This window comes from Arenibacter lacus (genome assembly GCF_008711145.1).
Taxonomy (GTDB): Bacteria; Bacteroidota; Bacteroidia; order Flavobacteriales; family Flavobacteriaceae; genus Arenibacter; species Arenibacter amylolyticus.
The window spans coordinates 40,595-67,564 of sequence record NZ_VVIN01000016.1; the positions used below are offsets into that span (position 1 = coordinate 40,595).

Below are 26,970 nucleotides of genomic sequence, written 5' to 3' on the forward strand. Positions count from 1 at the left end.
GCATCCTTTTTACTGCCTATCAAAGCTTTAAGACTACGCATAACAGTAGAAATAAAATAATTCACTAGATTTGGCTCACTAAAAAATAAAAAAGATGAAAAAAATAGGATTGATACTCCTTCTTCTGGTAGGAATTTCGGCGCAGGCCCAGACCAAGAGTGAGTTGCTTAAGCATTATGAGGCATTTTATAATCAAATGAGACTGCAAGGTGATGTGGACGGGGTGATCAATGCCTTGACCCACCTCAATATTCTTTCGCCCAGCCCGGAACGAAATGATACCTTGGCTTACATCTACGCCAACGACAATCAGCACCTACAGGCTTTAAACACCATAGGAATAGAGAAGAACGAAAATGACTCTGACCTAGCAGTACAGGTAAAAGCAATTTCCTTAAAGGCTTTAAATCAGCCCAAAAGAGCCTTAGAACAATTTGAAATATTGAACAAAAGAGATCCAAATCCATACTTGGCCTACGAAATGGCCGATCTAAAGATTCAGACCGGAGACAATGCAGGAGCGGCAGCAAATATTGAATATGGCATAGCAAACGCCACAAACGATATGAAGTATGCCTTCTATGAAAGGCAACAGCCCTATGAAGTATCCTTAAAGGCGGCGTTACTTCATCTAAAGGCCCTAGTGCAGTTCAATAACGACCAAAGCAATATAGACCAAGCATTGGCAACTATTGATGAAGCTTTAAAGATTTCTCCTAATTTTAATTTGGCAGGTTTAAGCAAGCAGGCCTTGCAGTCCAGAAAAGAAACCCCAGAGACACAGGAATAATGCCTCAATATTACCAGGGTTACCGCAAGTACCTAAGGTATACAACCAAAAAAGCCACTAATTATAGTGGCTTTTTTTTGCTGTAAATTTTTCAGTGCATCGCTATTCCCTATTGTTTCTTAAACTTTTCTATGATTTCGTTGTCCGTTTCCTGCTTGATCCGCACTACCTCGGACACATTTTCATTAGGGATTACTATGGAAAGCACATAATGGGATATTTTCCATTCCCCATGTATTCTTTGTAGCACCCCAGAGCCGCGACATAGCTTCATTTGGGTATCCAACAACTCGTCAAACCACACCATATCCTTAGCTTCATTAAAATAAAGGTGTTGTTCAAGAATTTTAAAACTCCATGCTTTTCCTTTATCAAAATGTGGCTTGGCATAGGCCATAAACGCTTCTTTATCCCAGCGCTCCCCTGCTTCCGTTCCAATAAAGATTGCCTCTTCGGACATGGCATTAAAATAATCTTGGAACCGGGCTTCGGAAGCGGCCAAGTGCCATTCCTCTAAAACGGTACGTACAGCTTCCTTCTCCAAGTTTTCCTGGGAGTGAACTGGAAACCAAGCCATAAGGGCTACAAAAAATATATAAAGGTTATTCATTTAAAATCAGACTTGTATCTAACTCACTATTTACCAGCACGTTAAATTGATTTCTATAAGCGTTGTATGCCGCAATCATATCCAAGGTAGTTTCTTTGGTATCCATCCGGTATTCCAGATTCCCCTTGGTCTTTAAAATAAAGGTATGAAGCACTATTAACCTACTCTTAATCTGCGGCTTATCAAAAATCTCTGGGTACGTGGAAGCCTCCAGTTGCTTCTGTTTCTCAAGAAGATCGTCTATCACCAAGCTAAGGTCTTCCCGGTTTTCCACCCGATAGAGCGACTCAAAGGTAGTTTCCATATTATAAAAGGCTTGCCAGTTTTTTAAAATTGCCTCAGCCTTAGCATTTACGGCTATAGGTCTGGGAAGAGAGTCTATATTGATAAACTCCTCCTGTGCCGCCACCGTAATTTCCTTGTCCGCTTCTTCCTTGCATGATACCAGCAAGAATAGAACCATGCCCAACAACCAAATTTTTTCCATAGGACGAAGGTACAAATTTTAATAAAAGGTATATTTATGCCAACTTTTAAATCATTTCATTTTAATGCAAAAGTCGATATTGATATTAGGTGCCTGCGGGCAAATAGGAACTGAATTGACCATGGCATTGCGCGAACGCTATGGCAACGACAAGGTAATAGCCAGTGATATAAGGGAAGGCAACAGCGCATTAATGGAATCTGGATCTTTTGAGCTTCTGGATGCTACCAACTATGAAGCCGTAGAAAACATTGTAATGCATTACGAGATTGAAGAGGTCTATCTCATGGCGGCTATGCTAAGTGCCACAGCCGAAAAATTTCCGATGCGGGCGTGGGATTTAAACATGAATTCTTTACTACATGTATTAAACCTTGCCAAGGATAAAAAAATAAGCAAAGTATTCTGGCCATCCAGCATTGCAGTTTTTGGTTCCAACACTCCCAAAGAGGATACTCCACAACATACCATCATGGAGTCTAGTACGGTGTATGGCATTAGCAAACAAGCCGGGGAGCGCTGGTGCGCGTATTACCATAAAAAGTACGGGGTAGATGTTAGAAGCGTACGATATCCTGGCCTAATCAGCTGGAAAACCCTTCCTGGAGGTGGGACCACCGACTATGCCATTGACATCTATCACAATGCCCTAGCCAATAAAAAATACTCTTGCTTCCTAAAGCAAGACACCAAATTGCCCATGATGTATATGGACGATGCCATTAGGGCCACCATAGCTATTATGGAATGCGATGCCGAGGCTATCAAGGAAAGATCGTCTTACAACTTAGCCGGGATGAGTTTTACCCCGGCAGAATTAGCTGAAAGCATCCGAAAGCGGTTCCCAAATTTCGAAGTTGAATACCATCCAGATTTCAGGCAGGATATCGCCGATTCCTGGCCCAGTAGTATTGACGACTCCGAAGCCAGAAAAGACTGGAATTGGAAATCAGAATTCGATTTGGAACAAACTACCGAGGAAATGATTAAAAACCTAAGAAGCTCCGATACCCTATAAGAGACTAAATTTTAGTTTTTTCTCAATTGCCTTAATCATCATACTGGCAATGTCTTTCTCTGTGGCATCCTCTATCCCTGCCAAACCGGGGGAAGAATTTACTTCAAGAAGCAAAGGGCCTTTGTTGGAGCGGATAATATCTACTCCGGCAACGGCCAAATTAAGTACTTTTGCTGCCTTAATTGCCAGCCTTCTTTCTTCTGCGGTAATCTTTACCACCGAAGCCTCCCCTCCTTGATGTATATTAGCTCGGAACTCCCCCTTTGCCGCTTGGCGCTGCATGGAGGCAACTACCTTACCGTCTATAACAAAGCATCGGATATCCTGACCATTGGCCTCCTTGATGAATTCTTGCACCAAGATATTGGTCTGCACACTTTTAAAGGCATTGATAACACTTTCTGCCGCCTTATTAGTTTCAGCTAACACCACGCCCTTCCCTTGGGTACTCTCCAATAATTTTATGATTAAGGGCGCACCATTTACCATTTGAATTAAATCCTTAGTATCCATGGGCGATTTTGCAAAGCCCGTAATAGGAATATGGATATCATTCTTAGAGAATAGCTGCGAGGCAAATAGTTTATCCCTAGATTGGGTGATGGATTCGGCTGAGTTTAGGCAGTACACCCCAAGGTTGTGAAACTGACGAATTAGCGCGCAGCCATAAAAGGTTACCGCCGGTTTAATCCTAGGGATTATAGCATCAAATTCGTTTAAGATATTACCGCCTCGGTATCTAATTTCGGGCGAATTGGCATCGAGCTTCATATAGGCGTGCTCCACATTTAGGAACACCATTTCATGGCCACGGGCCTCCCCAGCCTCCATAATCCTTTGATTACTGTACAATTTAGGATTACTGGCCAAAAGGGCAATTTTTAATCCGGTCTTCTCCTTCACAAAGGAAGCATATTGATCTGTTACCTCCTTATGGCTCATCTCTTTCACATTAAAGCTAATAGCCGGATTTACAATATACCTACCATTTAGGGCTTCTCTCCCTAAAAGCATTCGGTATTCCATGGTATTCCTACTGGCCAAGGTGAGCTCTATATCAAAGGTAGCATCCCCCAAGCTTACCGGGGTTTTAATCACATAACGCTCCTCGGATACACCGGAAGAACTTTTTACCGTTCTACGATCTATCAAAGGGGCCTTACATTCAATAACAATACTCCTATTTTCCTGCAAGGGATTTACTTCAAATTGCACCCAATCCTGAGTTCCCTTTTTAAAGACCTTTATATTATTTGCCTGAATAGAAGAGGTTTTGGCACCAGAATCTACCCTAGCCTTAATAGCCGGAATTTCCAATTCCCCAAAAACACACCACTCTTCACTACCAATTACCATTAGCTCGTTATCCGTCATTACTCAATAACTGTTTTTATGTGGCAACATAACCCAGCAACCCTTTAGGTGCAAGGTTTCCTGCCCATTTAATTTTAATATTAATTGCCTTGCCACAGGAGGCCATCCCATAAAAAGACCATTTTTTACATCGCATCCAAAATTTTCCAAAATCAATAAAGCATTGAACACCGCTATTATTTAAAGCCCCTCTTAGCGTTATCCATTCGGAGAAAGAATAAATTCTTACAAGATACTAAGAAACCCTTCAACCACTTTAAATCTAACAACTATGTACCCGCACCAATTCCAATGGAATTCTTCAGCAGTAGGTATTCCCTACTAATTTCCTCCCTCTTGAAGTGATTTTGCTGCCACCGGCAGTTCTCCAGGATCGTTCCAACTTTAATTAAAGGGAACAAGTGTATAAAGGACGGAACATTTTATGAATAGCACAAAAATAGGGTAGGCATTTTTCCTTGAAAAAAAATGTTACACCGGTTTTCAACTATGTTTAGATGGCGAACTGGTTCCCTCTATTATTTAATGCGAAAGGCGGAGGTATCTCCGTCCTACAACAAAGGCTCCCCTTCCAAAGAATGGGACAGGACAGTCCCTCGGGGAGCCAGTAGTATACTTAAATTGAACTGTTTCGATAGAACAGGTGAACTAGCACTTTGCAAAAAGTCAACTCCCAAGAATCCAGGTATTGCTCCAATAGCAATTTTCACTTTAAACAATTGGGGTCTAGAGGCTTTTACAATGCTTCAGCGTTGATGCTACAGGTCCACGTCATCATCTTCCATTCCTTCTATATCTACATCTGGAATAGCTTCTGGATCGTCTTCATCGAAGTCCTCATAATCGTCCTCATCATAATTTGCCATGGTCATCTCTAGCTTGGCACTAATTTTCACTAGATACTTGGTATCTTCGGTAGTAACCTCTACTGCCTCTATACGTTCCCCTTTGGCATTCTTAAAAGTGATGATGTTAAGATCGTCATACCCATCTGGATACTTTTCTACCAATAGCTTTAAAACTTCTGGCGTAAGCTTCTTAAAATCAACAATAACTCTTTTTAAATTATCCATAAACTACATATCTAATAAATAAGCGAAAATTAAGGGAGCAACTATAGTAGCATCGCTCTCTATTATAAATTTAGGGGTATTAATATCCAATTTACCCCAGGTAATCTTCTCATTAGGCACAGCACCAGAATACGATCCATAACTTGTGGTAGAATCACTGATCTGACAGAAGTAACTCCAAAATGGAGTATCTGTACGCTCTAAATCTTGGTAGAGCATAGGTACCACACAAATGGGGAAGTCCCCAGAGATACCACCACCAATCTGGAAAAATCCTATCCCATTTTCGGAATTGGCGGTATACCAATCCGTTAAAAAGGTCATATATTCTATCCCAGATTTCACTGTACTTGCCTTTAGCTCTCCTTTTACTACATAGGAAGCAAAAATATTCCCCATGGTACTATCTTCCCATCCTGGACATACGATAGGTAGGTTCTTCTCAGCTGCGGCATACATCCAAGAATCCTTGATATCTATCTCATAGTATTCCTCCAATACTCCAGAAAGGAGTAATTTATACATATATTCATGGGGAAGATAGCGTTCGCCAGCAGCTTCTGCATCCTTCCATATCTTATGAATATGTTTCTGCAATCTCCTAAAAGCTTCTTCCTCCGGGATACAGGTATCCGTTACTCGGTTAAGACCTTTCTCCATTAAATCCCATTCCTCTTGCGGGGTTAGATCCCTATAATTGGGAACTCGCTTGTAATGTGAGTGTGCCACTAGATTCATAATATCCTCTTCTAGATTGGCTCCAGTACAGGATATAATATGCACCTTGTCCTGACGGATCATCTCGGCAAAAATCTTACCTATTTCGGCGGTACTCATGGCACCGGCCATAGCTACCAGCATTTTGGATCCTTGAGCCAATTGAGCCTCGTATCCCTTAGCTGCATCCACTAAGGCCGCAGCATTAAAATGCAAATAATATTTTTCAATAAAATTAGAAATGGTACCTTTATTCTTCATCATCTGTAAATTTTGTTTTGTTACTACCACCACTATTAGACTTTAGCTCATACGTATTATCATAGTCATCTGTTACGGCCTCTCCCATAAACTTATAACTCAACATTTTATAATACAATTTTGCCGCTAAAAAATCTGAGGATTTTTCTTGTTCGTTGGGACAAAGCTCCACCATATCGAACCCAACCACATTCTTTTCCGAAAACACCTGTTTTAAGAACTCCAGGGTTTCGTAATAGAACAACCCTCCTGGCTCCGGGGTACCGGTAGAAGGCATAATGGAAGGGTCTAAGGCATCTAGGTCAAAGGTAATAAATACATTGTCTGTCATTAGATCGATCACCTTATCTACCCAATACGTATCCTGCACCATATCATGGGCAAAAAATGTTTTCTCCTCGTCCATAAAGGTCCTCTCAATAGCATCCATGCTTCGGATACCTACCTGGATAAGATTGGTAGTCTGACTGGCTTCATGAACTGCACAGGCGTGATTGTAAGGAGTACCCTCGTAGGATTTCCTTAAGTCTGCATGTGCATCTATATGCAGTACAGTTAAATTGTCGAAACATTCATTAAAAGCACGAATCGTCCCTATGGAAATGGAGTGTTCCCCTCCAAATAAGGTCACAAACTTATTGCGTTTAATATAGGCCTTGGTTGTTTTGTGCACTGCATTCACCATAGCTTCCGGAGAGCTGTTTTCATCCACCGGCTTAGCTAGGTAAATCCCTTGCTGATACACTTCAGTATCGGTTTCTATATCATAGAGTTCCATATTCTCGGAAGCCTCCAAAAAGGCCTGAGGACCTTTATCCGCTCCCTTTCCCCAAGTACTGGTTCCATCATATGGCACAGGTATTAAAACTACCTTTGCCTTCTCCAATTGCGCAAATTCATCTGGTATGCCAGCGTAATTGTTAGTCGTTTTCATTTTTTAACTTTTATAGTTTTTAGTGGTCTGGCCTACCAAATGGCAGGCAGGTTATAATTAATAATACGCATTAATCCGAAATGGCATTCCCCTCCTAGCTAGCACCGTAACCTAGGATATGAAGCAGCTCATCGGCTTTTTGCTGTTCGCTGAACAGCTCCGTCGTAATATTCCCATTCTCATCCTTATTTATCAAGATATGCTTAGGATGTGGAATTAAACAATGTTGCAAGCCACCATAGCCACCAATAGTCTCTTGATACGCACCTGTATTAAAGAATCCGATATATAAAGGCTTGTCCCTTTTATATTTTGGCAAATAAATGGCGTTCATATTCTGTTCACTATTATAGTAATCATCGCTATCACAGGTTAATCCGCCCAAAAGCACGCGCTCATACTCCTCATTCCAACGATTAATCGCCAACATAATAAATCGTTTGTTAATAGCCCAAGTATCTGGCAGTGTCGTAATAAAAGAAGAGTCTATCATATTCCACTTCTCCCGATCGTTCTGTTGTTTCTGATATAGTATTTCATAGATGGCTCCCCCACTTTCCCCTACGGTAAAGCTCCCAAATTCGGTGAAAATATGGGGCACGGGAACCGATGCCTCTTGGCAGGTTATATTGATCTGATTGATGATCTCATCTATCATATACTGATAATCATATTCAAATGCCAAAGAGTTTTTGATAGGGAACCCCCCACCGATGTTGAGGCTATCCAAAGATGGACAAATCTTCTTAAGCCTTACGTACACTTTTAAACATTTTACTAACTCATTCCAATAATAGGAATTATCCCGAATACCGGTATTGATAAAGAAATGAAGCATCTTTAACTCCACCTTATCGTTATCCCGTATCTGATTCTCGTAAAAAGGTACAATATTTTTATATCCAATCCCCAAACGCGAAGTATAGAATTCAAATTTAGGCTCCTCTTCAGAAGCAATACGAATACCTACTTTAAAGACATCGTCAATGGCATCGGTCAAAAGATCCAACTCCTCATAGTTATCTATGATTGGGATGCAATTTTGATGTCCGCTATTAATAAGCCTCGCAATATTGGAAATGTACTGGTCCCTTTTAAACCCGTTGCAAATAATATAGGTATCGTCCTTTATCTTCCCTGTCTGCTTTAGTCTTTCTACTATATTAATATCAAACGCGGAAGAGGTCTCTATATGGATGTCATTATTTAATGCTTCGTTTAAAACCGGCTTAAAATGGGAGCTTTTGGTACAATAGCAATAGTAGTATTTCCCTTTGTAGTTATTCTTTTCAATAGCCACTTTAAACCATTCCTTCGCCTTGTTTATATTCTCGGATATTTTTGGAAGATAGGTGAATTTTAGGGGACTCCCATACTTCTCCACCAAGTCCATAAGTGGAATATCGTGAAATTTTAGGCTGCTATCCTCCAAGGTAAATTCCTCTTGTGGAAAATCATAGGTCTGTTCTATTAAATTGATATATTTAGTATTCATAATGGTACCTGTAAAATAAAGAATTATGCAAATATTTAATTTTTGCCAATGGCAATGATTTCAGAAAGTTACATTTTTATTTCTTAGATCATCAATTCTTTTGCCGTGAATGGTTTAAACCTATAGGCATGCCTAGCTGTAACGGAAAGATACAATTTTAGCGTTCGTAGCCATTTTAGGCGTAGGTTCTTTGGCGGAGTTCCCAGATTTTTTTGGTCTGGGCTACAATGTCCAAATCTATAAAGGTGGTTCATCTTTAACAGTAGGACGTTTTAGGTCCCAACGAATTTTAACGCTTATTTTGAGGCAGCAAATGAAAACAAAAAAAATGGAAAAACAAGGCTTTTAAAAAAATTTAGGATAAAGATTATCACACAGTAAATTAACGGCAAATTACAAAAACCCCAAAAGTCCTTATTCTATTGAATTTCAATTATTTAATTCATATATTTAATCGTCAAATTACTCATTATGAAAACTACAAAAACCTGTTTAATCCTGGCCATTTTTACTATCCTGACATTTTCCAATAGTCTTAGCGCGCAAATTGCGGCCAACGTATATCATTTTGATGAGCAAAAGGAGGAGGGAACCATAAAGCACGAAATAAAAATAGATGGCAATTATTTCATTCACAGTACCTATAAGGAATCTCCCCCTACCTTTTTAAGGACCTATGGCGGATTCTATACCGCGGAAAATAATAATTTAAAGTTGGTTATGGAATTCGATTCCAATTATGAAGCCGGCAACTCCAAAGAAACTGAAATCCCCTTCCAAATGGAGGGCGATCAACTTATTTTGGAATTAGGTACTCCCATGTCCTTTATCCCAGTTGCCAAAAATCAACAGCCCTTAGACGGAAAGTGGTTATTTTCTGGAAGGGTAACAGACCAAGGGGAAGACAGGGTAGATACCTCCAGGCCGCGGAAGACCATGAAGTTTTTGATGAACGGACATTTTCAATGGATTGCCTACAACACAGAATCCATGCAATTTTTTGGTACGGGAGGAGGCACTTATTTAGCCAAGGATGGGAAGTATACGGAACATATAGGTTACTTCTCTAGAGACAATTCCCGGGTAGGCGCAAGCCTCACATTCAACTATAAGGTAATGGGCAAGGATTGGTACCATAGCGGAAAGAGTAGCAAGGGGGACCCCCTGCACGAAATATGGTCTAAAAGAGAATAAGTCACCCACCATAAAAACGCCCGGCATACCGCTATTGGTAATGTCGGGCGTCCTAAATGGTTTAAGCTAGGCCTCTAATTAGGCAACTTTTTTGACCATTGCCTTATTTTTAGCCGCCTCATTAATAATGGCCTTCCATTTCTCTGCTCGTCTTTGCTCGTAGTCCTCAGTATAGATTTGCCCCAGTTCATAAAAATTAAGTACAAGGGGGTTATCTGGTTGATCGTAGCATACAATGGCCAACTCCATTTTTTGTAACAGCTTCTCTTTTACCGCATTTACTTTCACGGTTTTGGTCTCCATTTGAACTTCTACTTTTTCTACTTTTTCCAGGGCGATTTTCCTTATCATCACCTCGCCGTTTACCATCCTCGAGAAAACCAGTACATTTCGATTTTTATCAATGGCGATAAACCTGTTGCCCCAACTTTCCTTGGCATCAAATTTAAGCTGGGCCTCTTTGGCATATTCTTTGGTTTTATGGATGACTGTTTTGGTCTCCCCTTTCCCGGAGATATTTAAAACTATTAATGGAACCACCACTGCTAGTACCAATAACACGGATATTAAAATCATTGAGTTACTCATTCTTTTTTCTTTTTAATTACGACCCACATAAATCCCGAGCTACCATACCTCTAAAAGGCCATGGAAATCCTAGCTGGTATTTAAATTAGTCTGGATAAGCTTGATTTTTAATTATAGTCTTGCCTCCCTCCACTAGGGAGAAGCATTTTTTTTGGATAGGATTCCTATCAAAAAAGTTTAATGAAATCAAGCTTCTAGAAAAAAGTGTGAAAAGGGTAAATGAGCGTCAGGCTATCCAGACCTACTGTGATATCCGTTTTCTTTCTTAACGGCAACACTGGTTTCCTGCCTGCGAGAGAAGTATAATTTTTTTCCTGACGGGATAGTAGCGTATAATTGGATTTGGAGGGGGCAGGCAATTCCGAGTTGCTTTCCTGCAACACCAAACTTACCGACAAAGGCAGATCCCCATACAGTTGTTGGTTATTCTTTTCTACCCCATAATCCGGAATCTCGTTGAGATCCATTGGAGGCGCCGCCATAACTGCACTTCCAAGTCCCAGCAAGAGGAGTAAGAGTATAATCCTATGATGTATAGCTACTTTCACCTTACAAAGATAAGACTATATTCTATTAAGATGTTGTTAAAAATAATGGCCTAACTACCCTCCACGTTTTTGGTTCCTATATCGGATTTACCCCCTGTTTTTAAGACCAATTTTATATTTAGAATTTCAATTCCCTTGTCAATGGGTTTTAGCATATCGTACATATTTAGAGCTACAATACTGGCCCCGTGCATGGCCTCTACCTCTACCCCGGTTTTGTAAATAGTTTTAACCGTTACCAGTACTTTAATTTGCAATCCTTCTATAGAATAGGTGATATCCGTAAACTCTATGGGTAAGGGATGACAGTCCGGCAACAGATCCGGTGTTTTCTTAACCCCCAATAATCCCGCTGCCTTGCTCATGGCAAAAACATCCCCTTTGGGAACGGCATTATTCTTTATGGCTTTTATGGTGTCTTCCGAACTTAGCTGTACCACCGCCTGGGCAATGGCCGTGCGTAGCGTCTCTTTTTTATGGGTGATATCTACCATAACCTATGTATTTACTTTCCATTGATAGGAATCGTCCTTAAACAGCTCCTTACCGAATATAGGAACCTGACTCTTAATTTCGTCCACGATATGATGCATGGCTTTAAAAACTTCCTTTCTATGCGGAGCAGAAACAAAAACAAATAGACAAATTTCTCCGGCATTCACCCTTCCCAAACTGTGGTAGATGTGCATACAACTGAGATCGAATTTCTCAAAAGTCGCTTCTCTTATTTCGTGAAATTTCAGATTGGCCATCTCCTCATATGCGGTATATTCTATAGCTGCAACCTCCTGGTCGTTAATTATATCGGCCCTTACCTGGCCCAAGAAAATATCATGGGCCCCAATAGAAGTCTTGGATTGGTGCTTGGCAATGGAATTAGCAATAAATTCGGGGCTTATAGCACCTTGTACAAATACATTTTTTATTTTTTTCTCCATGTGAATAAAATTAAGGCAAACGCTTATCTTCCGCTTAGCCTAGGATTTTAAAACTTTTGGGCAAGTTAGAAATTAATTGTCTATTACCCCCTTTAGTAATCAAAAAAGGGAGGCACCCCCAATTCCCATGGGAGCCGATTTAGAAACCATAAACCTCATGGCATGATTAACAAAAAAAGGGGGCTCCGTAGGAGCAATAATCTAAGCGTACTGCTACTTAAGCTCCTTTTCTATTCTCCTATCTGGTATAATCCAATATATAGCCATAAAGATATATATATTGCAACACTTATAATAGGCTCTACAAAGGCTAGGACAACCCCCGATGCGTAGAGTGCCATGGAGATATATTCTTTTTTGTTATTCTGAAGTACTTTCCCAATCACCGACTCTCTTCCCTCGCTTTTAATTACATAGTGGGATAAAATTTTATAGGCAATGGCTGCCAGCAGTAGCACAATACCGTAGAGAGCTACAGGGTTCTGTTGAAAATGATTTTCACCCATCCAACCTGTTACAAAAGGAAAGAGGGATAGCCAAAAAAGCAAGTTTAGATTGGCCCAAAGAATGGATCCGTTCACCTTATTGGTTGCTTGCAGCAGGTGATGGTGATTGTTCCAGTAAATCCCCAGGTAAATAAAACTTCCCAGGTAGGTAAGGAAAACTGGCAATACGGGGAGTAATGCGTACATGTCCGTACCCTGGGGCACCTTCATTTCCAGCACCATAATGGTAATAATAATGGCCAAAACCCCATCACTGAACGCTTCCAATCTACCTGTTTTCATAATAAATAATTTTAAAAATCTTTTTTAATAAAACCACTACAGCTCTGCACTATGCGATTGCAAAATACATTTCTTCAAGATTTTTTCCTTAAAACCCTCAATTTTTTTTAAGTGGCAACGTCCTCCAATATCATGGAATCCACCTCATCCATCGCGCTACTGTGCAAAACGGAAATATCGCCCGTACTTTCAAATATCACAGCCTGAACTTCTGAAAACTTGTGAACGTTTGCCTCCCTTAGTTTTGCCATTAGATCACTCACCCCAACATTACATTTTTGCAGATTATCATAATAAATCTCGCCGTCCTTCATCAACATTTGGGGTTTATTGGTAAACAGTTTTTTGAACCAATCATTTTTCCTCACCAAGAAGGAAAACAGGGTTTGGAATCCAAAAACACAGACCAGGGCCAAGATTCCCTTTAAGACACCTTGGTCTTTATTGATAACAATCGCTGCTAAGATGGAACCAACAGCAATGGTGGAGGCAAAATCGAAACTAGACATTTTGGCAAACGTCCTCAGTCCAAAAATTCTTGTTATAATTATTATGCCCGTAAAAATTCCAAAAACACTAAGGATTACAAGTATGGCGGTATCGATATTCATAAGGTTAGATTTTAGGTTCAAAGCATCTCTTAACTCCAATGACAAGGAAAACTCTCAAAAGACTAGCCCACATTGGATTATAGACAACAAGGTTTGATTATTTTGTCTTTACTAAACTAAGGCTTTTAGAGAGGTTATTTTAGGAGCTGTGGAGAAAATGCCCCACTATTTAATTAAGAAGTGGTAAACGCAAGCGGCTTGAAGGGGATTTATTATTTAATTCAAGGAGTGCGGTTTAATACTGGGTTCTTTACTACCTCTTCTATCCTTTAATTTCGATTGCAACCTCCACCAAGGGGGATCAATCCATTGATGTATTTTATGGGAATAATGTCTTTTTCCTATAAACAACCCAAAAATCTTATTCAGCGTGGGTATTTTCAGATAAACAAGAGGCATCAAATCAGAAATTCACCATAATGCCTATCAGCTACCACTTGATTAAATCGTCACCACTTACAAAACGGACTACAAGACACCAAAGGCTATTGAACGAATAAATTAACCTCTTAACGCAAAAAAGTATTCATCCTCTAAGGTTCCCGTTAGCAACCAACAAAACTTATATAAACCATAAAACCATGAAAAAAATTACAAAAACTATTTTAGCTAGCTCAGCCCTGTTGTTCGCATTTGCTGTAAATGCGCAAACAGAAACGGCCGATGTCACCTTAAACGTAAAACTTAAAGGTATTCATACTATCACGGTGAACCCTGCGCAAACAGCAGTGGATTTAGTATATGACACAGAAGCAAAATATTCAGCTGGTGTGAAACTTCTTCAAGAAGACCATTTAGAGATTTTTAGCACTGGAGGCTTCCAAGTAACCGCAAGTTCATCAGTGGATGATATTGACAACACAGTAGCGAATGGATCTCATGGATCAATCGCAGCGAATACCATAACAATCTCTGCATTAGAAGGTACAACTAAACCTATTACTAGTTCCCCAAAACCTTCCTACTCAACCGGAGTTGCTTTATCTAAAACGGGAAGCACTATTGTAAGTTATAATAAAGGTGCCGCTAGGAAGGGTATCAACATAGAATATGGAGGAGGCGACAGCTATTTGGATTATTACGTAAAAGATCAAGGAACCTCAATCTATCAAACGACCGTAACCTATACTCTTACTGCCCAATAATTCTATTACAGCAATCACAATTTATAAAAAGTGCTATATACCATATAGCACTTTTTACCGTTTAATAAGTAAAAACTTACGCTCCCCATGAAATACCCCATTCTTTTTTTATGCTTTCTTTTATACGGCACCCTCCAGGCACAAACCGGACTCTCGGTATCGCCCCCACGGGTATATTTTGAAACAGACCCAGGACAACATAGTACCCAAAAAATAAGGGTGACCAATGAGAGTGTTTCCAACAGCTTAGACCTTGCCATCAGCTTGGGCGATTGGGAGTACAATGTAAAAGGAGACAATATGATGTATCCTGCCGATAGTTTGGCCACCTCCTGCGCCAGTTGGGTAAGTTTAAAACAAGACCAACACTATTTCTCCCTAAAACCAGGAGAATCCAAGGAGGTAGAGGTAAGTATTGCCACTCCGCAAACGCTTACCAACGACGTCCCTGTACATACGGCCATGTTGTACGTTACCCAAATGAACCCCATAGACGATGTTAGCAAAGCGGGCGCCAATATGAAGATTAGTGTGCGCTCTGGCATTAAGCTATACCACCGCACCAGGACAACACAGAACAAAAAGCTGGAAGTTCAAAACATGCTTTATGATCAGGAAACCAATCAAATTGCCGTCCATTTTGAAAATTTGGGGAATATATGGACAGATGGTATTCTATACCCAGAATTATTACATACCGGTACCGGGGAAAAAATAACCCTAGACCACTTGGTGTTTTATACCATGCCAGGAAATTACAGGGAAACCCAGATTACCTTACCCCAAGACTTGCAAGCGGGGGATTACGTGGCAACCATAATTATGGATTATGGCAATGATGCCAGCCTTGAAATGGCCGAATTAACCTTTGCCTATGAAAAATAACGCTCTATATATCGTCTTTTTTATAGCTTCATTTGCAACCCTCGATGCACAAAACATTAGTTTTGGAGTAGTTGAACAAAATCCTACGATCATTATCACGGATGAGGGTGGACAATCAAATCAGGACGCATTTTATTTTAATTTACAAGGCTCTGGGAATTCATCTATAGATAAAGGAACCTGGCGAATCTCAGTGGAGGCTATCGACCTTGACGGTTTCCCCGCAGACAAAATCAGTTTTCAACCTTCCAACACTACCAGTAATCCAAGTATTGATGAAATAGGCATGCCCACACATGTTCCTTTTCAACAAACAGCTGAAGTATTTTTAGTACCTCAATCCAACGCCTCTTTCTCAGGCACTTTTGATTTGTATTACCATGTTAGCGTAGCCGGAGGAGCCTATCTAAACACCTACCCGGAAAACTCGGAATTTATTTTACCATTGCGCGCCAGATTTTATTATAAAAAGAATAAAAACAAAACTGATATCCTAACAACAGAATTTAATTTAAAAATACAAATTCAAATACCTCCAGTTACTCCCCAGTTTTCAATAGAAGTGAATGCCGATGCATCCAACGGCCTCTTGGAGCTAAAGTCCGTGAACGACTATGAACAAGGCACCCAAATAACTTACACAGGCGGACTAACTGTATCCGCCAATACTGATTATCAAGTACAAGTAAGATCATCTCAAGACCTCTTCAGCTCCCCTTCCGGCAACACACTTGCACTGGAAGCTATAAGCGTTTTGCTATCCGCAGGAGCCAACAATCCCGCTACAACCAATCCCGTTCCACTAAGCAACTTGGAACAAATAATTGCGACCGGAGGAACCACAGAAGGAACACCTGTAAATTTTGACATTACCTATAAGAGCAATCCAAACGACCCTAATCTTATTAATGCCCCATCGGATATTTACAGTACAACGTTACAATATATCATCACGCCACAATAAACCCCAGGCCCACCTATGCGCGCATCCGTTGCTAAAAAACTCTGCTGTCTTTTTGGATTCCTATGGTGTTTTTCTACCTACGCACAACAAGGCCTAGAAATGACGGTTAAAGTGGAAGACGGAAAAGCAAGATCTAACCTGGTAGACGTACTAATAGGTCTTACCAATTCTACTGAAAGTCCCTTTGAGGGTTTTATACAAATTAATACCCCAGCGGGATTTAAAAGTATTTCTGAGCCACTTGTTCCTATTTCCTTAGAACCTGGAGAAAAACGCTTTATTTCCTCAAAATTATTGCGTCAACCTGCTGCCCTTGTTGGCACCTCCACTATAGGAGTAGACCTCTTGGACGCCCATAAGAAAGTGCTACAGACCCAAGAGACAGCCCAGACTGTAAAAGAAAATAACCACATGCGACTTTTCACCGAAAGTCCTATGGTCTTATTGACCAATCCTAACGATACCTTGGTTTTAAAAGTAACGGTAAGCAACTTAGGCAACAAAATACAGGATGCTACCGTGGTGTTTAGCATCCCTAACCTTACGGGGGAAAAGAATTTCTTTGAAAAAAATGGAGTGGTACACATAGGAGAAGACACCGATTTTATCTTGCGATTTCTACCGCCAAGGTCCTTGTTAACCTCACCACAATTCACCGTTCAGATAGCCGCAATGCGAGGTCCGGGGAAAGATCTTTTTGGCAATACCTCTATCACCGTTCAAAACATTTCCTCTAGCAAGCAGCATCACGATCTGGGAGCTACCAGAGATACTTATAATTCGCATCGAAACAGTATCACCACCTCCTACAGAAGACTTGGAGCAAACACCAATAGTTATCAAGTAATTGGTTCGGCAGATGTAAATCTTTCTGCGGGCTATTTGGCTATGGACGGCAATATGTATCTGACAGAGAATGCAGACATACCTTATATAACGAACACCTCCTTGACGTATCATTTAGACAATTATTCATTGAAGGTGGGAAATATTAGTCAGCAATTGGAAATGCCACTTTATGGTCGCGGTATAGCCTCCAGTATCACCAATAGAGACAACAACAGAACCTTGGAATTGGGTTTTATAGATCAAAACTATAATTTAATTGAGCAAAATGCTTTTTTAAAGCGGGGGTACGGAATGTATGTTAGCAGTGTTTTTGGCAATGTAAACACCCATAATTACACCTTGGGCAGCTATGTGTTTAAGGAGGATAAAATGGATAATTCGCGAAACCACATGCTAGGAATGGAAAAAGCCTACAGGCTTGGGGAAGGGTGGCGCTTAAACGTTAAAGGAAATGCCGCAATTAGCGACTATGAAGAAATAGATGAGAGTCAAACTTCCTACGCCTTGGAAACGCAGTACTCCGGAAATATAAAAAGGGTAAAGCTTTCAGGGAACTATTTTTTAAGCAGTGATTATTTTCCAGGTAATAGGCGTGGGGTTATTCAGATCCATCAGAACGCATCTAAAAACATATCCAAAAATCGTTCTATCTATTCCAATCTATTCATTTCCAACTATTCGCCCAAATCGCATACCTATAAGATAAATTACGCCTCTACCAATTACCGCTTTAATATGGGGATTAATTTCCCTAGAAGGAAGGTATTTGGACTACGGCTCGGATTTTATCATCATACGGAAACCCGTACCAACTTCAGAGAAAGTGATTTGGAAACTACCTTAGGAAAAATGAGCGCCAACCGTATTACAAATAGCCTAAATTGGTCTAGCTTAAATAGGAAACACTCCGTATTACTTGGAATGGAAGAAGGGCTGGTAAAATATGCCAATGAAAGTTCTCTAAAACCTCAATTAAAAACCAATCTGATGTACCGTTTTGCTTGGATAAATGCCAATGCCACCTATCAATATGGAAGTTTCTACCTATCTGAGAGTACTTTAGCCCAACAAAATACCAGTACAAACCAGGAATACCAACGCCTACTATTTTCGGTTTCCGCCAACAAAAACTTTTTGGAAGATAAACTCGCTATCAACTCCGGTCTCAACTACAATAATAATTTCCAACTAGGCAGTAATATTTCCACATTTCTAAATATCCACTATCAACCAAATAATCGATATCGACTATTTCTCAATACTTCTTGGTCCCAATATCAGACACAGCGTAATGACAATTATGTATATACTTCCCAGAACAACCAATTTACACTAGAAGCCGGACTAACCATTAATTTTAAGGGGAAAGCTCCTTCTACTGCTAGGAAAGGGAAAATTAGGGCTCAGGCATACTTCGATCACAACGCCAATAATGTATTTGATGAAGGCGATGAAATTGCACCAGACTACCTTATTAAACTGAACGATGCTATTTTTAAAACAGACCAGAACGGTGAGCTTGTGTACAGATCTGTTCCTTTTGGAACCTACACCATTAATTCTGTTGCTGCCCAAGGATGGTTTACCAATGAACAGGAGTTTGAATTAAACGCCTACCACCAGCAGCTTTCCATCCCTTTGCACCAAACCGGAAGCGTTACAGGAAAAATACGGTATGAGTACGATCCTATGCTATCCAAAAAATTTCAACCTAAAATAGCAGGCATTCTTTTTAACATCTCCAAGGACGGGAAACATATACAGCGAATTTCCACTACCAACGATGGTGAATTCACCGTATTTTTACCGAATGGAACCTATCAAATTTCCTTGGATAAAGGCTCTTTAGCCAGTAAGACCCATTGCGAACAACCCACCGCCAGTTTCACGGTGGAATCTGGGAAAACCAGTAAACTGTCTCCTTTTAAAATTCTAGTGGAGCAAAAAAGCATCAAGGTTAAACGCTTTGGAAAATAGCATCTTTATGAAACCTGAATAGTTCACTAGCCACTTACACTTCCTAGATCCATACCCCTAGACCTTTAACCCCTTTATAAGCATATATTGGGTAGAGGGTTGCTGCATCTGGCGTTCTATGCAGTATTCTTAGTAGATGCTTAACCACCTCCCAAAAAAAACTCCTCTTAGCAAAAGGCGTGCAAGGTGGAGCAGAGCAGCAATGTCCACCCCATATATAAAAATAGGTTTATCTTCGCGCGAATGTGGATGTATTTAGGGCTTTTAGCCGCGCTTTTTTTAGGATTGCACAACTTGTGCAAAAAACATGCTGTACAGGGCAATGAGGTATTTCCGGTACTGTTGGGCACCATTGGTTCGGGATTTTTATTTATTCTACCCATTTTCTTTGGTTCCCTATTTTTTCCGGAGTACAGTATGGCTAGCGGATTTTATATTCCCAGCATTCCCTGGGAGGTACATGGCTTTATATTCATTAAATCGGCTATTATGGCGGCCTCGTGGATTTTAGCCTATCAGGCGCTAAAACATTTGCCCATCACCATTGTTACCCCCATACGATCTGCCGGACCGTTTTTCACTTTTATCGGGGCTATTTTGATATACAATGAGCGCCCGAATCTTTTGCAGTGGCTTGGATTTTTTGTCATTATTTTCTCCATGATCCTGTATTCTAGAATAGGAAAGAAAGAGGGCATTAATTTTAAAAGGAACAAATGGATATTTGCCATTATAGGAGCTACTTTCTTGGGGGCTTCCAGCGGTTTATATGATAAGTTCCTTGTGCAGTACGTGGATTTAAATCCGCAAACCTTAATTTTTTGGTTTAGTTTTTATGTGATTTTGATTTTGCTGATCATTTTATCGATCAGCTGGTTTCCCAATGCTGAGAAACGCAAGGCCTTTACCTGGCGTTGGAGTATCCCAGCGGTGGGTATTTTTCTATTGGCTGCCGATTATTTTTATTTTAAGGCCCTACAAGATCCAGAGGCCTTAATAATGCTGCTTTCTGCCATTAAACGGAGTCAGCTTTTAATTGCGGTGGTAATTGGCGGACTTATTTTTAAGGAACAGAATAAGCGAAAGAAATTGGTGCCTTTAGCTGGAGTGCTGCTGGGGGTATTTTTGATTTTGTATTCTTAGAGTGATAGCACAAAAGATGTTTCGGGTACTTCATGAGAGTTAATTAGAAAGCTCCACATTTATTGCGATATTTCTATTGCTACCTGTAAACGTCGTTAGTTCATCTGGCGCAATCCATTTTCCGCTGTAACCGAGCCAGGTATTCTTGTGACTATCCTCTTTTTCCATGCCAATTGCGGGTTGTATAATATCAACCGCCACTTTACTACTGTTTTAATCTTCTATTCCTTTCTATATAATGCGGAAAGAATTTTACTAGCACTAGCCGACGATATGGATCGGTTAGGTTCTTTAATAAATATATGTTGGGTAAGGGCTATATTTTCATAATTACTGTTTTCCAAAGAGGCGCTAAACTTTAATGTTGTTGGAACATTGGAAACCCTTTCTATACCTACTACTGAAATAAGGGGTTCATGCGAAGAAACAAAGACTTTTGTTGCAGGTATATCCCAATGATCACTTGCCTTGAACTTAGAGATACCATTATCTAAAACTTCGTCATTATTCCACTCAAGCCGAGGAAAGTTTATTCCGAATCTTGTAAAATAACCATCAGAGTTTATAAAACAATAGGCAGTAAACAAACCTCCTAAAGATTCTCCTGTAACTCCTCTATCCGAATTCGTATTATAGTGCTTATCTACAAATGGAATTATTTCTGATTTTAAACTTTCCAAAAATTCGTCGGCCCCTCCAGCTTTTAAGGTCCCTTTAGGAAATCTAAAAAACTTTCCATTCTTCGCATATCCAGGGTGTCAACAGATGGCGTAAAATCGTGATATCTTTTAACAAACGAATCGTATGAAGTAGTATTCTCGAAACCAATTCCTACGATAATAACGTCTTCCACTTCCCCCTCAGAACCCAATTTTTTCTGTGCCTCTTTAAAGTCGGATAACCCCAAGGAATTAATAACATATAATACGGGGTAAGATACTGTATCGTTTAATGAGTAACGTTCTGGAAATGATAGTTCCAGTTCATAATCGTGCCCCGTTATTTTAGAAGAAATAGTGTGGGTTCTTGTTGTTAGGCCTTTACTCACCTCTAACTCCTGACTATACGAGGACTGACTGAAAGTTAATAATACTATTGTAGTTAAAATATAATTTAAATATTTTGAAATATTCATTTAGATGTACCTTTTAAGTTAGTATAAATTATATTTTCGTGGGTTATCCACATTATAGTCAAGTTCTCGCTAAGCTAAATTCCAGTCAAGAATTATTGATAGCAGATTTTTTCTTAATAATATTATCCAGGGAAAACCTGTCCCATTCTCTTGGCAATAACAGCAGTGCTACTAATAGGATGGTCCGGTACATCACGTGCGACAGATCCCAAATGGGTTCTGCCAAGCCATGACCAAAAGTTACGACAACCAATACGGAAGCAAGTGCATACAGGGCATAGTTTGTTTTAAAACCCAACACCAGCAGCAAGCCTCCAATTAACTCCACATAGGACGTATAATAGGCGGTTATCCAAATAATAGGTGCAGGTAATAGATCTTCAAAAGTCCCCTGAAAGAAGTCGGCCTGAAACACCTTTTCCATCCCCCAGGTAACGACTTTACCGAAGCCTTGCATAAAGAAAATAAAGCCCAATATCAATCTTACGGTAAGGACCGCAACTGTTTTGTTTAAGTCGATCATAATTTTTAAATAATTCTGCTACGGGATGGCTATGCAGCATTCCCATTTTGGGTAAAAGTAAGGGATTCTAATAAGTCAACCAGGGCCATTTTAGGTATAATAACCCACCCTGGAAGCATAGCGCGATCTTCTAAAGACACCAAAACCCGAGCTGTATTCTAATATTGCCCAACAATAACCCTTGTTAGAATGACTAATTTAAGGCTACTACAGGAAATTACCGGGGATAAATACGCATTCTGGCCTGCCATCACCCATTGTTACAGTAGTAGCTTTGCCCCAGCTGCAGTGTTACTCGGTGGTTTTCCAGGCGGAATAACATTCGCCAAATTTCCTATTCTCCTCCACGGTTATTGGTAGCGCGTCTGTCCCAGCATAAAAAACAATGATCTCTGCGGGGGAATCCCCGTTATTTTCCCCAAAATGACAGGAGTTTACGAGCTCTACCAACGCATCGCCTGCTTTTAATTGAAGCGTATTATTTTCTTCATCAACTACCGTTAATTCTCCCTTTGTTAAGACCCCAGCATTGATAACAGGGTGCTTATGAATATTTAATCTGGAGTGAGGCGGGATGGTTATTTTCAAGATGGTAACCTTAGGTTTCCCTTTGGGGTATTGAGGCAATGCCTTCCCATTCCAGCTTTTAGTTGTTTCTATTAGGGTGACCGATTCAATCTTATCCATAATCCTTAGTGTTTGCTGCCGTATTATTCTAGGCGAGTTTAAAAATTGGTGTATTTAGATGGGTCTTCCAGATTTATTTTAGAAGAAACGGCGTCTGATGTTGAACTTACGAGGTACCGATCCAAAATTCAGCACCTTTATCTTATCGTCCTGATGTTCTTCCACTTTTAAGGATGAATCTATTGATGGCACCTTTTAAGTCGAATTTTGATTACAAGCAAAACATAGCCTACTAATTAATCCTAAAACTATCTTCTTTATTTTGAGAAATTTGTTTTTCGTATTAATGACAATGTATTTAAGTTGAGCAGGGAAATATGTTATTTACTTGATGCTTACATATCACTTTCACTGGTACCCCCACTATTAGAAAGTTAACTGATATAAACTATCAATGCTATGCCCTATTCTATTTTTGTGGTTAAATAGATTAACGGACCAAAAAACGGAACCAGGATGGAAATAAAGGTATGTACTAATTTCTCCATTGGATCAACTGCCGATTTGATTATTATTCTTAAGGCAACCCAAAGAAGAATAATATGCAGGAGAATTAAAAAAGGCATGAGAAAAGGTATAAGAAAAAATATATTTGGCATGGAGTTCGATTCTTGGGAAAAGGTCACTGCAACCTGATCGTTCTTGGACTGAATTTTATTTAGTAGGACCTCTAGGTCTTCGGCAGGGACATCCTTAATTCTAAAGGCCTTGGCTGCAGTGGCAGTTTCTATTATGGCATTGTTATTTTTTACGGAAATAGTATGTACCGTAGAATTCGGAAGCACCTCCTCCAAAAATTCCCTCTGTGAGACATCCTTATGGTCACTACTGCATGAGAATAATAAGAGGGAAATAGCAATTGATAAAACAAAAAAGGTGGTTTTTTTCATGTTTTTAGTTTTTTGGTTGGTTGACGGTCTTGTATAGGATTTCTTTATTAATCTCCCTCGCTTAAGGAGTAACTTCCATCTCCATTAAACGAAGTTAGCGTGATTGTTACCGTCCAATTTCCAGGTTTTCCAGCTCGTGTAACACCGTCAATACTATCAGGTTCACTGCCACCGTTGAGAGTTCTGTCTAGTACTACGGTTCCTTCTGAATCTGCAACTACAATCTTAAATTTTCCAGCTGCGGTAGCAGTTATGTCAGCATTATAGTCAGCCGTCGCCAACTTATTGGTCCAATTAATCGTTCTGGAAGCATTTCCGCCATTTCCAGTGAAATCGCCACCTATGTCCCCAGATGGACCTTCGTTAACGGATATGTTAGCAGTTGGCCCATCGTCATCCGAGCAAGATGAAAATGTTCCAATGAATAATAGCATTGCAGTAAAAATTGTAAGTAGTTTAAAATTTGAGGTTTTCATTATTTTTAACTTTTATTATTTATTCTATTTTATAAAACATTTAAATCGACAAAAATTCCAGTCTGATAAAGGTGATTTTCAAACTTAGTTTTATAATTCTGTTACTCATCGATATTATTTTTCTAATAACCTTCAACGTAACGCTATTGCCTCCAGCATTGACCAATCTAGAAAAATATGAGCGTATTAGGAAACTCTATCAGAAAAAGATTGCAGTTTAGACGCAAATCCTAGGAATAATTACAGAAAGTGCATTTTACGGTAAAGTCCCTTACACGGGATCAAGCCCGGATAAAGCGTTCCCTTGAAATGCAAAAACCTCTAGTATTTTTTATCGATGAGGTGGGAATCCAAAGTATCAATAGCCTCAATAATCAATTCCACCGCACTTACATAAAAAGCGGTATCCATGTTTTGGAAGGTATCTGTTGGTTTGTGATAATCCTTATGATCTTCCACCCCAAAATATATAAAGGGAATTTGTCTTTTGTGGAATACGCGGTGATCCGAGGAAAACGTCCAATCTTGCAGTTCCTTATCATTTGGATCGTCATGACCGTAGTGCAGTGTTATTTTAGAAGATTTTATAGCATCCAAGGGTTCTTTTAAAAATGGATAATGAAACAGTCCGGCAGCATAAAGTTGTAAAGAATCGCTTCTCCCTATCATATCCATATTCACATTTAAAACAATGTCTTTAATGGAGATAGGAAAATTGTTGAGAAGATAATCGGCCCCCAACGACCCAATTTCCTCTGCATCCACCGCTGCAAGAATTAAGGTATGTGCTGGAGTTTTTTTCTTAAAATGGTCTGCAATGGCAAACAAGGCCGCTACCCCGGAAGCATCGTCATCGGCCCCGTTATAGATCTCTCCGTTCCGCACTCCCAAATGGTCCAAATGGGCCGTTATTACAATGGCCTTTTCACTCTTCCCTCTAATCATCGCGACTACATTCCCCCCTGTCACCGTTGTGTCTGGCACATTGCTAAAGTCGTCCATAGGATTAGAAACAGGATAGATTCGCTGTCTAAACTTCCCTTTAAACGTATATCTAAATTCTTGAATACTGCCAGACGGGAAAGCCGGTTCTACCCCAAGCACCCTAAATTGTTCGGCAAGGTAACGCTGCGTTTTATAGTTCCCATGGGTTCCAAAGAATCTTCCCTGCATAGAATCATGGGAAATTACCTTTAGGTGGTGAAGCAATAGGTCTTCATCTACAGTTATACGTTGCTTGGAAGTGATGTTTTGACAAGCTACTAATAGCGGAATGCAGGCAATTAGATAAAGGTATTTTTTCATTGCGGGGGATTTTAATTGGCACTGGATATTTCCTGTTATTTAGCCGGCTAATGTAGCAAATACATCCCAAATCTACCCTCCCTCGGTCCATAGAAAATTTAGGGTTGCTAATAAACAGGAACAGTCAAGGGAGTTGGGGAAGTAGCGGATGGGTATTCTCTGATCCAGAATGCGATACCCTCTAAACTAAGGTTCTCACAAGCACAAAGAAGCGCTCTACTTTTTTATCTGTAAAGGCTCCTTAAAAATGAAGGCCACATCATCACTTGATGGCACTATTACCGTAGCTTAGTTCACCCAAATCTGGTCTAAAACCCCTAATAGATCGTTGCTTTTTCCATAAATCCAAAACACCAAGGGAAATGCTAGGAAGGCCAATCCGAACGCAATAAAATAATTAATGGCATAATTACATCCAACAATCAGGCAAGAATGAGAGGTTTTACGCGGATTGTAGTACACCTTCACCTTGGTTCCCTTCTCTAATTTTTCCAGTATTTTAATTTTTTCCTTTCTATTAGTTCCCCATACCTCCAAATAGGGAAAGAGTTGTTTTCCCTCCAGCATTGGACCAATTCCCCCAACAGCGTATTCATAGGCCAGAGCTACCTTATATCTTGCAGTTCTACGCCCGTCTACATCTGTATTAATCTTTTCTGCCAGTTGGGCGCTATTAATGGTCCCCACCGTATAAGGCCATTTTTTGGCACTGCGGTCTAAGATTTTATAAACTATCCCATAGATAGTTATGGCCAATCCAATCAGTATGGTAATTATCATGATACTACAGTAATTTGATCCGCTAAATAATGCGGTGGATGTTTTTTTCGTATGTAAGCCCAATATCCCAGTAAGAATGGGAAGATCATCAAAGCAATTCCAGTGCCCAAACTTTTTAGGTTAACATCGTACCTAATAAGGGAAGATTGGGATGGATTATTGGGGTTATAGTAAACCATCACCTTCTCCTTATCTTTTAACTTTAGGTAAAGCTCGTTGTGAAAGGAATTGTCATAGGCCTTTTCTCCGTTGAGTCCTATAGAAGCGTTGGTATAGGTTTCCCCATTATGGTTGTAGGCATATTGGATAACACATTCCTCAATAGGAAATACCATGGCGGCCTCTTCGGGAAGATCGTGGTTTGGACGCTTATTCAGCGTCACTTCTACTATTTCCCCTTCTATTTTTTCCCATTGATACCGATTGTTATGGGTAAGGGTATTGATGGGTTGGTATAAATAATAGCAGCCCAATCCAAATAGTAATATCAACAAACCGAATATTACCATAATCAATAAACTAGCAATAGAAGAATTTATCAGATTCATGTTAATTGTCGTTATGGGTTTATTAGAAACGAAGAAAAGGGCGTGAAATTGTATTATTAACCGTACAAAATAAAAATCTAAACCCTACCTGCTGAAAAAGAAGGATGGTTCTCCATAGAAATCACCGAAAAAAAGGTTGAAAGAACGGGATGACGTTTAAAAATTGCGGCTCCATAAAAATTAGGCACGTGAGCGACTCCTGTCTACCGACAAAGGCAGGCCTGCCTGCATAGGAAG

29 protein-coding genes and 1 pseudogene are annotated in these 26,970 nt (G+C 39.9%); 8 read left to right on the forward strand and 22 right to left on the reverse strand.

What is annotated here, in order from left to right; all coding sequences use genetic code 11:
* The first annotated feature begins 94 nt into the window (after nt 1-94).
* Nucleotides 95-790 carry a hypothetical protein gene (locus F1E73_RS07155; protein WP_086477520.1) on the forward strand — a complete coding sequence of 232 codons (696 nt, stop codon included), beginning with the start codon at nt 95-97 and terminating at the stop codon, nt 788-790.
* Between the two features lie 109 nt (nt 791-899).
* On the opposite strand, the gene F1E73_RS07160 is transcribed toward F1E73_RS07155, so the two are convergent.
* Both F1E73_RS07160 and F1E73_RS07165 read right to left on the reverse strand, forming a co-directional pair.
* Nucleotides 900-1,400, reverse strand: coding sequence for a nuclear transport factor 2 family protein (locus F1E73_RS07160; RefSeq protein ID WP_086477521.1), 501 nt, complete (start codon nt 1,398-1,400; stop codon nt 900-902).
* Complete coding sequence (locus tag F1E73_RS07165; RefSeq protein ID WP_086477522.1) at nt 1,393-1,887, reverse strand: hypothetical protein; 495 nt, start codon at nt 1,885-1,887, stop codon at nt 1,393-1,395. Before F1E73_RS07165 ends, F1E73_RS07160 begins: the two co-directional genes overlap by 8 nt.
* Nucleotides 1,888-1,951: 64 nt before the next feature.
* On the opposite strand from F1E73_RS07165, the gene F1E73_RS07170 reads away from it, so the two are divergent.
* Complete coding sequence (locus tag F1E73_RS07170) at nt 1,952-2,905, forward strand: NAD-dependent epimerase/dehydratase family protein (protein WP_086477523.1); 954 nt, start codon at nt 1,952-1,954, stop codon at nt 2,903-2,905.
* On the opposite strand, the gene rimK is transcribed toward F1E73_RS07170, so the two are convergent.
* The 5 genes from rimK to F1E73_RS07195 form a co-directional block, all read right to left on the reverse strand.
* Nucleotides 2,900-4,279 (reverse strand): 30S ribosomal protein S6--L-glutamate ligase, encoded by a 1,380-nt coding sequence (rimK, locus tag F1E73_RS07175; RefSeq protein ID WP_086477524.1) that lies wholly within the window; start codon nt 4,277-4,279, stop codon nt 2,900-2,902. The two genes, F1E73_RS07170 and rimK, sit on opposite strands and share 6 nt — an antisense overlap.
* 758 nt (nt 4,280-5,037) lie before the next feature.
* Complete coding sequence (locus F1E73_RS07180; RefSeq protein WP_086477526.1) at nt 5,038-5,352, reverse strand: hypothetical protein; 315 nt, start codon at nt 5,350-5,352, stop codon at nt 5,038-5,040.
* Nucleotides 5,353-5,355: 3 nt separating this feature from the next.
* Nucleotides 5,356-6,330, reverse strand: coding sequence for a deoxyhypusine synthase family protein (locus F1E73_RS07185; RefSeq protein WP_150451535.1), 975 nt, complete (start codon nt 6,328-6,330; stop codon nt 5,356-5,358).
* Nucleotides 6,320-7,264, reverse strand: coding sequence for an agmatinase (speB, locus tag F1E73_RS07190; RefSeq protein WP_086477528.1), 945 nt, complete (start codon nt 7,262-7,264; stop codon nt 6,320-6,322). The genes F1E73_RS07185 and speB overlap by 11 nt, the downstream gene beginning before the upstream one ends.
* A 94-nt stretch (nt 7,265-7,358) precedes the next feature.
* On the reverse strand, nt 7,359-8,759 hold the full coding sequence (locus F1E73_RS07195; protein ID WP_150451526.1) for a type III PLP-dependent enzyme domain-containing protein: 1,401 nt from the start codon (nt 8,757-8,759) through the stop codon (nt 7,359-7,361).
* Between the two features lie 471 nt (nt 8,760-9,230).
* On the opposite strand from F1E73_RS07195, the gene F1E73_RS07200 reads away from it, so the two are divergent.
* Entirely contained in the window at nt 9,231-9,953 is a 723-nt protein-coding gene (locus F1E73_RS07200) for a hypothetical protein (RefSeq protein ID WP_086477530.1), read from the forward strand.
* 78 nt (nt 9,954-10,031) lie between these two features.
* On the opposite strand, the gene F1E73_RS07205 is transcribed toward F1E73_RS07200, so the two are convergent.
* From F1E73_RS07205 to F1E73_RS07230, 6 genes are all read right to left on the reverse strand, one after another.
* Nucleotides 10,032-10,541, reverse strand: coding sequence for a hypothetical protein (locus F1E73_RS07205; RefSeq protein ID WP_140157749.1), 510 nt, complete (start codon nt 10,539-10,541; stop codon nt 10,032-10,034).
* A 194-nt stretch (nt 10,542-10,735) separates the two neighbouring features.
* A complete protein-coding gene (locus F1E73_RS07210) occupies nt 10,736-11,089 on the reverse strand; it encodes a hypothetical protein (protein ID WP_086477532.1) in 354 nt (117 codons plus the stop codon).
* A 50-nt stretch (nt 11,090-11,139) separates the two neighbouring features.
* Nucleotides 11,140-11,583: a cyclic pyranopterin monophosphate synthase MoaC gene (gene moaC, locus F1E73_RS07215; protein WP_086477533.1), complete on the reverse strand. Its 444-nt coding sequence runs from the start codon at nt 11,581-11,583 to the stop codon at nt 11,140-11,142.
* A gap of 3 nt (nt 11,584-11,586) precedes the next feature.
* A complete protein-coding gene (locus F1E73_RS07220; RefSeq protein ID WP_191088995.1) occupies nt 11,587-12,027 on the reverse strand; it encodes a molybdenum cofactor biosynthesis protein MoaE in 441 nt (146 codons plus the stop codon).
* A 230-nt stretch (nt 12,028-12,257) separates the two neighbouring features.
* Nucleotides 12,258-12,815, reverse strand: a complete 558-nt coding sequence (locus F1E73_RS07225) for a TMEM175 family protein (protein WP_317132950.1) — start codon at nt 12,813-12,815, stop codon at nt 12,258-12,260.
* A gap of 107 nt (nt 12,816-12,922) precedes the next feature.
* On the reverse strand, nt 12,923-13,426 hold the full coding sequence (locus tag F1E73_RS07230) for a DUF421 domain-containing protein (RefSeq protein ID WP_150451527.1): 504 nt from the start codon (nt 13,424-13,426) through the stop codon (nt 12,923-12,925).
* Between the two features lie 581 nt (nt 13,427-14,007).
* Here F1E73_RS07230 and F1E73_RS07235 point away from each other — a divergent pair.
* The 5 genes from F1E73_RS07235 to F1E73_RS07255 all read left to right on the forward strand — a co-directional run bounded on the left by F1E73_RS07235 (nt 14,008) and on the right by F1E73_RS07255 (nt 20,389).
* Nucleotides 14,008-14,571 (forward strand): hypothetical protein, encoded by a 564-nt coding sequence (locus F1E73_RS07235; RefSeq protein WP_150451528.1) that lies wholly within the window; start codon nt 14,008-14,010, stop codon nt 14,569-14,571.
* A gap of 87 nt (nt 14,572-14,658) precedes the next feature.
* Complete coding sequence (locus F1E73_RS07240; RefSeq protein WP_086477536.1) at nt 14,659-15,456, forward strand: fimbrial biogenesis chaperone; 798 nt, start codon at nt 14,659-14,661, stop codon at nt 15,454-15,456.
* Nucleotides 15,446-16,420: a hypothetical protein gene (locus F1E73_RS07245; RefSeq protein ID WP_086477537.1), complete on the forward strand. Its 975-nt coding sequence runs from the start codon at nt 15,446-15,448 to the stop codon at nt 16,418-16,420. Before F1E73_RS07240 ends, F1E73_RS07245 begins: the two co-directional genes overlap by 11 nt.
* 15 nt (nt 16,421-16,435) lie before the next feature.
* Nucleotides 16,436-19,246 (forward strand): hypothetical protein, encoded by a 2,811-nt coding sequence (locus F1E73_RS07250; protein ID WP_150451529.1) that lies wholly within the window; start codon nt 16,436-16,438, stop codon nt 19,244-19,246.
* Nucleotides 19,247-19,489: 243 nt separating this feature from the next.
* The gene (locus F1E73_RS07255) at nt 19,490-20,389 is read left to right on the forward strand and encodes an EamA family transporter (RefSeq protein WP_086477539.1); all 900 of its coding nucleotides are present in this window, start codon (nt 19,490-19,492) and stop codon (nt 20,387-20,389) included.
* Nucleotides 20,390-20,610: 221 nt separating this feature from the next.
* On the opposite strand, the pseudogene F1E73_RS07260 reads toward F1E73_RS07255, so the two are convergent.
* From F1E73_RS07260 to F1E73_RS07300, 9 genes and pseudogenes are all read right to left on the reverse strand, one after another.
* Nucleotides 20,611-21,081: pseudogene (locus F1E73_RS07260) on the reverse strand (alpha/beta hydrolase-fold protein); the annotation flags it as partial.
* Between the two features lie 11 nt (nt 21,082-21,092).
* Nucleotides 21,093-21,524, reverse strand: a complete 432-nt coding sequence (locus F1E73_RS07265; protein ID WP_150451530.1) for a hypothetical protein — start codon at nt 21,522-21,524, stop codon at nt 21,093-21,095.
* Between the two features lie 85 nt (nt 21,525-21,609).
* Complete coding sequence (locus tag F1E73_RS07270) at nt 21,610-22,047, reverse strand: DoxX family membrane protein (RefSeq protein ID WP_150451531.1); 438 nt, start codon at nt 22,045-22,047, stop codon at nt 21,610-21,612.
* A 291-nt stretch (nt 22,048-22,338) separates the two neighbouring features.
* Nucleotides 22,339-22,734 (reverse strand): cupin domain-containing protein, encoded by a 396-nt coding sequence (locus F1E73_RS07275; RefSeq protein WP_150451532.1) that lies wholly within the window; start codon nt 22,732-22,734, stop codon nt 22,339-22,341.
* 404 nt (nt 22,735-23,138) lie between these two features.
* Nucleotides 23,139-23,624, reverse strand: a complete 486-nt coding sequence (locus tag F1E73_RS07280; protein WP_086477544.1) for a PLDc N-terminal domain-containing protein — start codon at nt 23,622-23,624, stop codon at nt 23,139-23,141.
* Between the two features lie 47 nt (nt 23,625-23,671).
* Nucleotides 23,672-24,058 carry a hypothetical protein gene (locus tag F1E73_RS07285; protein WP_223883381.1) on the reverse strand — a complete coding sequence of 129 codons (387 nt, stop codon included), beginning with the start codon at nt 24,056-24,058 and terminating at the stop codon, nt 23,672-23,674.
* A 363-nt stretch (nt 24,059-24,421) separates the two neighbouring features.
* Nucleotides 24,422-25,405 (reverse strand): M20/M25/M40 family metallo-hydrolase, encoded by a 984-nt coding sequence (locus F1E73_RS07290; RefSeq protein WP_150451533.1) that lies wholly within the window; start codon nt 25,403-25,405, stop codon nt 24,422-24,424.
* A gap of 288 nt (nt 25,406-25,693) precedes the next feature.
* Complete coding sequence (locus F1E73_RS07295; protein ID WP_086477547.1) at nt 25,694-26,185, reverse strand: DUF3592 domain-containing protein; 492 nt, start codon at nt 26,183-26,185, stop codon at nt 25,694-25,696.
* On the reverse strand, nt 26,182-26,733 hold the full coding sequence (locus tag F1E73_RS07300; RefSeq protein ID WP_086477548.1) for a DUF3592 domain-containing protein: 552 nt from the start codon (nt 26,731-26,733) through the stop codon (nt 26,182-26,184). Before F1E73_RS07300 ends, F1E73_RS07295 begins: the two co-directional genes overlap by 4 nt.
* Between the last annotated feature and the right edge of the window lie 237 nt (nt 26,734-26,970).

What these genes read in the sequence shown, in the direction of transcription:
- F1E73_RS07155 (WP_086477520.1), top strand. Translation starts at nt 95, where the DNA reads ATGAAAAAAATAGGATTGATACTCCTTCTTCTGGTAGGAATTTCGGCG.
- F1E73_RS07160 (WP_086477521.1), bottom strand. Translation starts at nt 1,400, where the DNA reads ATGAATAACCTTTATATATTTTTTGTAGCCCTTATGGCTTGGTTTCCA.
- F1E73_RS07165 (WP_086477522.1), bottom strand. Translation starts at nt 1,887, where the DNA reads ATGGAAAAAATTTGGTTGTTGGGCATGGTTCTATTCTTGCTGGTATCA.
- F1E73_RS07170 (WP_086477523.1), top strand. Translation starts at nt 1,952, where the DNA reads ATGCAAAAGTCGATATTGATATTAGGTGCCTGCGGGCAAATAGGAACT.
- rimK (WP_086477524.1), bottom strand. Translation starts at nt 4,279, where the DNA reads ATGACGGATAACGAGCTAATGGTAATTGGTAGTGAAGAGTGGTGTGTT.
- F1E73_RS07180 (WP_086477526.1), bottom strand. Translation starts at nt 5,352, where the DNA reads ATGGATAATTTAAAAAGAGTTATTGTTGATTTTAAGAAGCTTACGCCA.
- F1E73_RS07185 (WP_150451535.1), bottom strand. Translation starts at nt 6,330, where the DNA reads ATGAAGAATAAAGGTACCATTTCTAATTTTATTGAAAAATATTATTTG.
- speB (WP_086477528.1), bottom strand. Translation starts at nt 7,264, where the DNA reads ATGAAAACGACTAACAATTACGCTGGCATACCAGATGAATTTGCGCAA.
- F1E73_RS07195 (WP_150451526.1), bottom strand. Translation starts at nt 8,759, where the DNA reads ATGAATACTAAATATATCAATTTAATAGAACAGACCTATGATTTTCCA.
- F1E73_RS07200 (WP_086477530.1), top strand. Translation starts at nt 9,231, where the DNA reads ATGAAAACTACAAAAACCTGTTTAATCCTGGCCATTTTTACTATCCTG.
- F1E73_RS07205 (WP_140157749.1), bottom strand. Translation starts at nt 10,541, where the DNA reads ATGAGTAACTCAATGATTTTAATATCCGTGTTATTGGTACTAGCAGTG.
- moaC (WP_086477533.1), bottom strand. Translation starts at nt 11,583, where the DNA reads ATGGTAGATATCACCCATAAAAAAGAGACGCTACGCACGGCCATTGCC.
- F1E73_RS07220 (WP_191088995.1), bottom strand. Translation starts at nt 12,027, where the DNA reads ATGGAGAAAAAAATAAAAAATGTATTTGTACAAGGTGCTATAAGCCCC.
- F1E73_RS07225 (WP_317132950.1), bottom strand. Translation starts at nt 12,815, where the DNA reads ATGAAAACAGGTAGATTGGAAGCGTTCAGTGATGGGGTTTTGGCCATT.
- F1E73_RS07230 (WP_150451527.1), bottom strand. Translation starts at nt 13,426, where the DNA reads ATGAATATCGATACCGCCATACTTGTAATCCTTAGTGTTTTTGGAATT.
- F1E73_RS07235 (WP_150451528.1), top strand. Translation starts at nt 14,008, where the DNA reads ATGAAAAAAATTACAAAAACTATTTTAGCTAGCTCAGCCCTGTTGTTC.
- F1E73_RS07240 (WP_086477536.1), top strand. Translation starts at nt 14,659, where the DNA reads ATGAAATACCCCATTCTTTTTTTATGCTTTCTTTTATACGGCACCCTC.
- F1E73_RS07245 (WP_086477537.1), top strand. Translation starts at nt 15,446, where the DNA reads ATGAAAAATAACGCTCTATATATCGTCTTTTTTATAGCTTCATTTGCA.
- F1E73_RS07250 (WP_150451529.1), top strand. Translation starts at nt 16,436, where the DNA reads ATGCGCGCATCCGTTGCTAAAAAACTCTGCTGTCTTTTTGGATTCCTA.
- F1E73_RS07255 (WP_086477539.1), top strand. Translation starts at nt 19,490, where the DNA reads ATGTGGATGTATTTAGGGCTTTTAGCCGCGCTTTTTTTAGGATTGCAC.
- F1E73_RS07265 (WP_150451530.1), bottom strand. Translation starts at nt 21,524, where the DNA reads ATGAATATTTCAAAATATTTAAATTATATTTTAACTACAATAGTATTA.
- F1E73_RS07270 (WP_150451531.1), bottom strand. Translation starts at nt 22,047, where the DNA reads ATGATCGACTTAAACAAAACAGTTGCGGTCCTTACCGTAAGATTGATA.
- F1E73_RS07275 (WP_150451532.1), bottom strand. Translation starts at nt 22,734, where the DNA reads ATGGATAAGATTGAATCGGTCACCCTAATAGAAACAACTAAAAGCTGG.
- F1E73_RS07280 (WP_086477544.1), bottom strand. Translation starts at nt 23,624, where the DNA reads ATGAAAAAAACCACCTTTTTTGTTTTATCAATTGCTATTTCCCTCTTA.
- F1E73_RS07285 (WP_223883381.1), bottom strand. Translation starts at nt 24,058, where the DNA reads ATGCTATTATTCATTGGAACATTTTCATCTTGCTCGGATGACGATGGG.
- F1E73_RS07290 (WP_150451533.1), bottom strand. Translation starts at nt 25,405, where the DNA reads ATGAAAAAATACCTTTATCTAATTGCCTGCATTCCGCTATTAGTAGCT.
- F1E73_RS07295 (WP_086477547.1), bottom strand. Translation starts at nt 26,185, where the DNA reads ATGATAATTACCATACTGATTGGATTGGCCATAACTATCTATGGGATA.
- F1E73_RS07300 (WP_086477548.1), bottom strand. Translation starts at nt 26,733, where the DNA reads ATGAATCTGATAAATTCTTCTATTGCTAGTTTATTGATTATGGTAATA.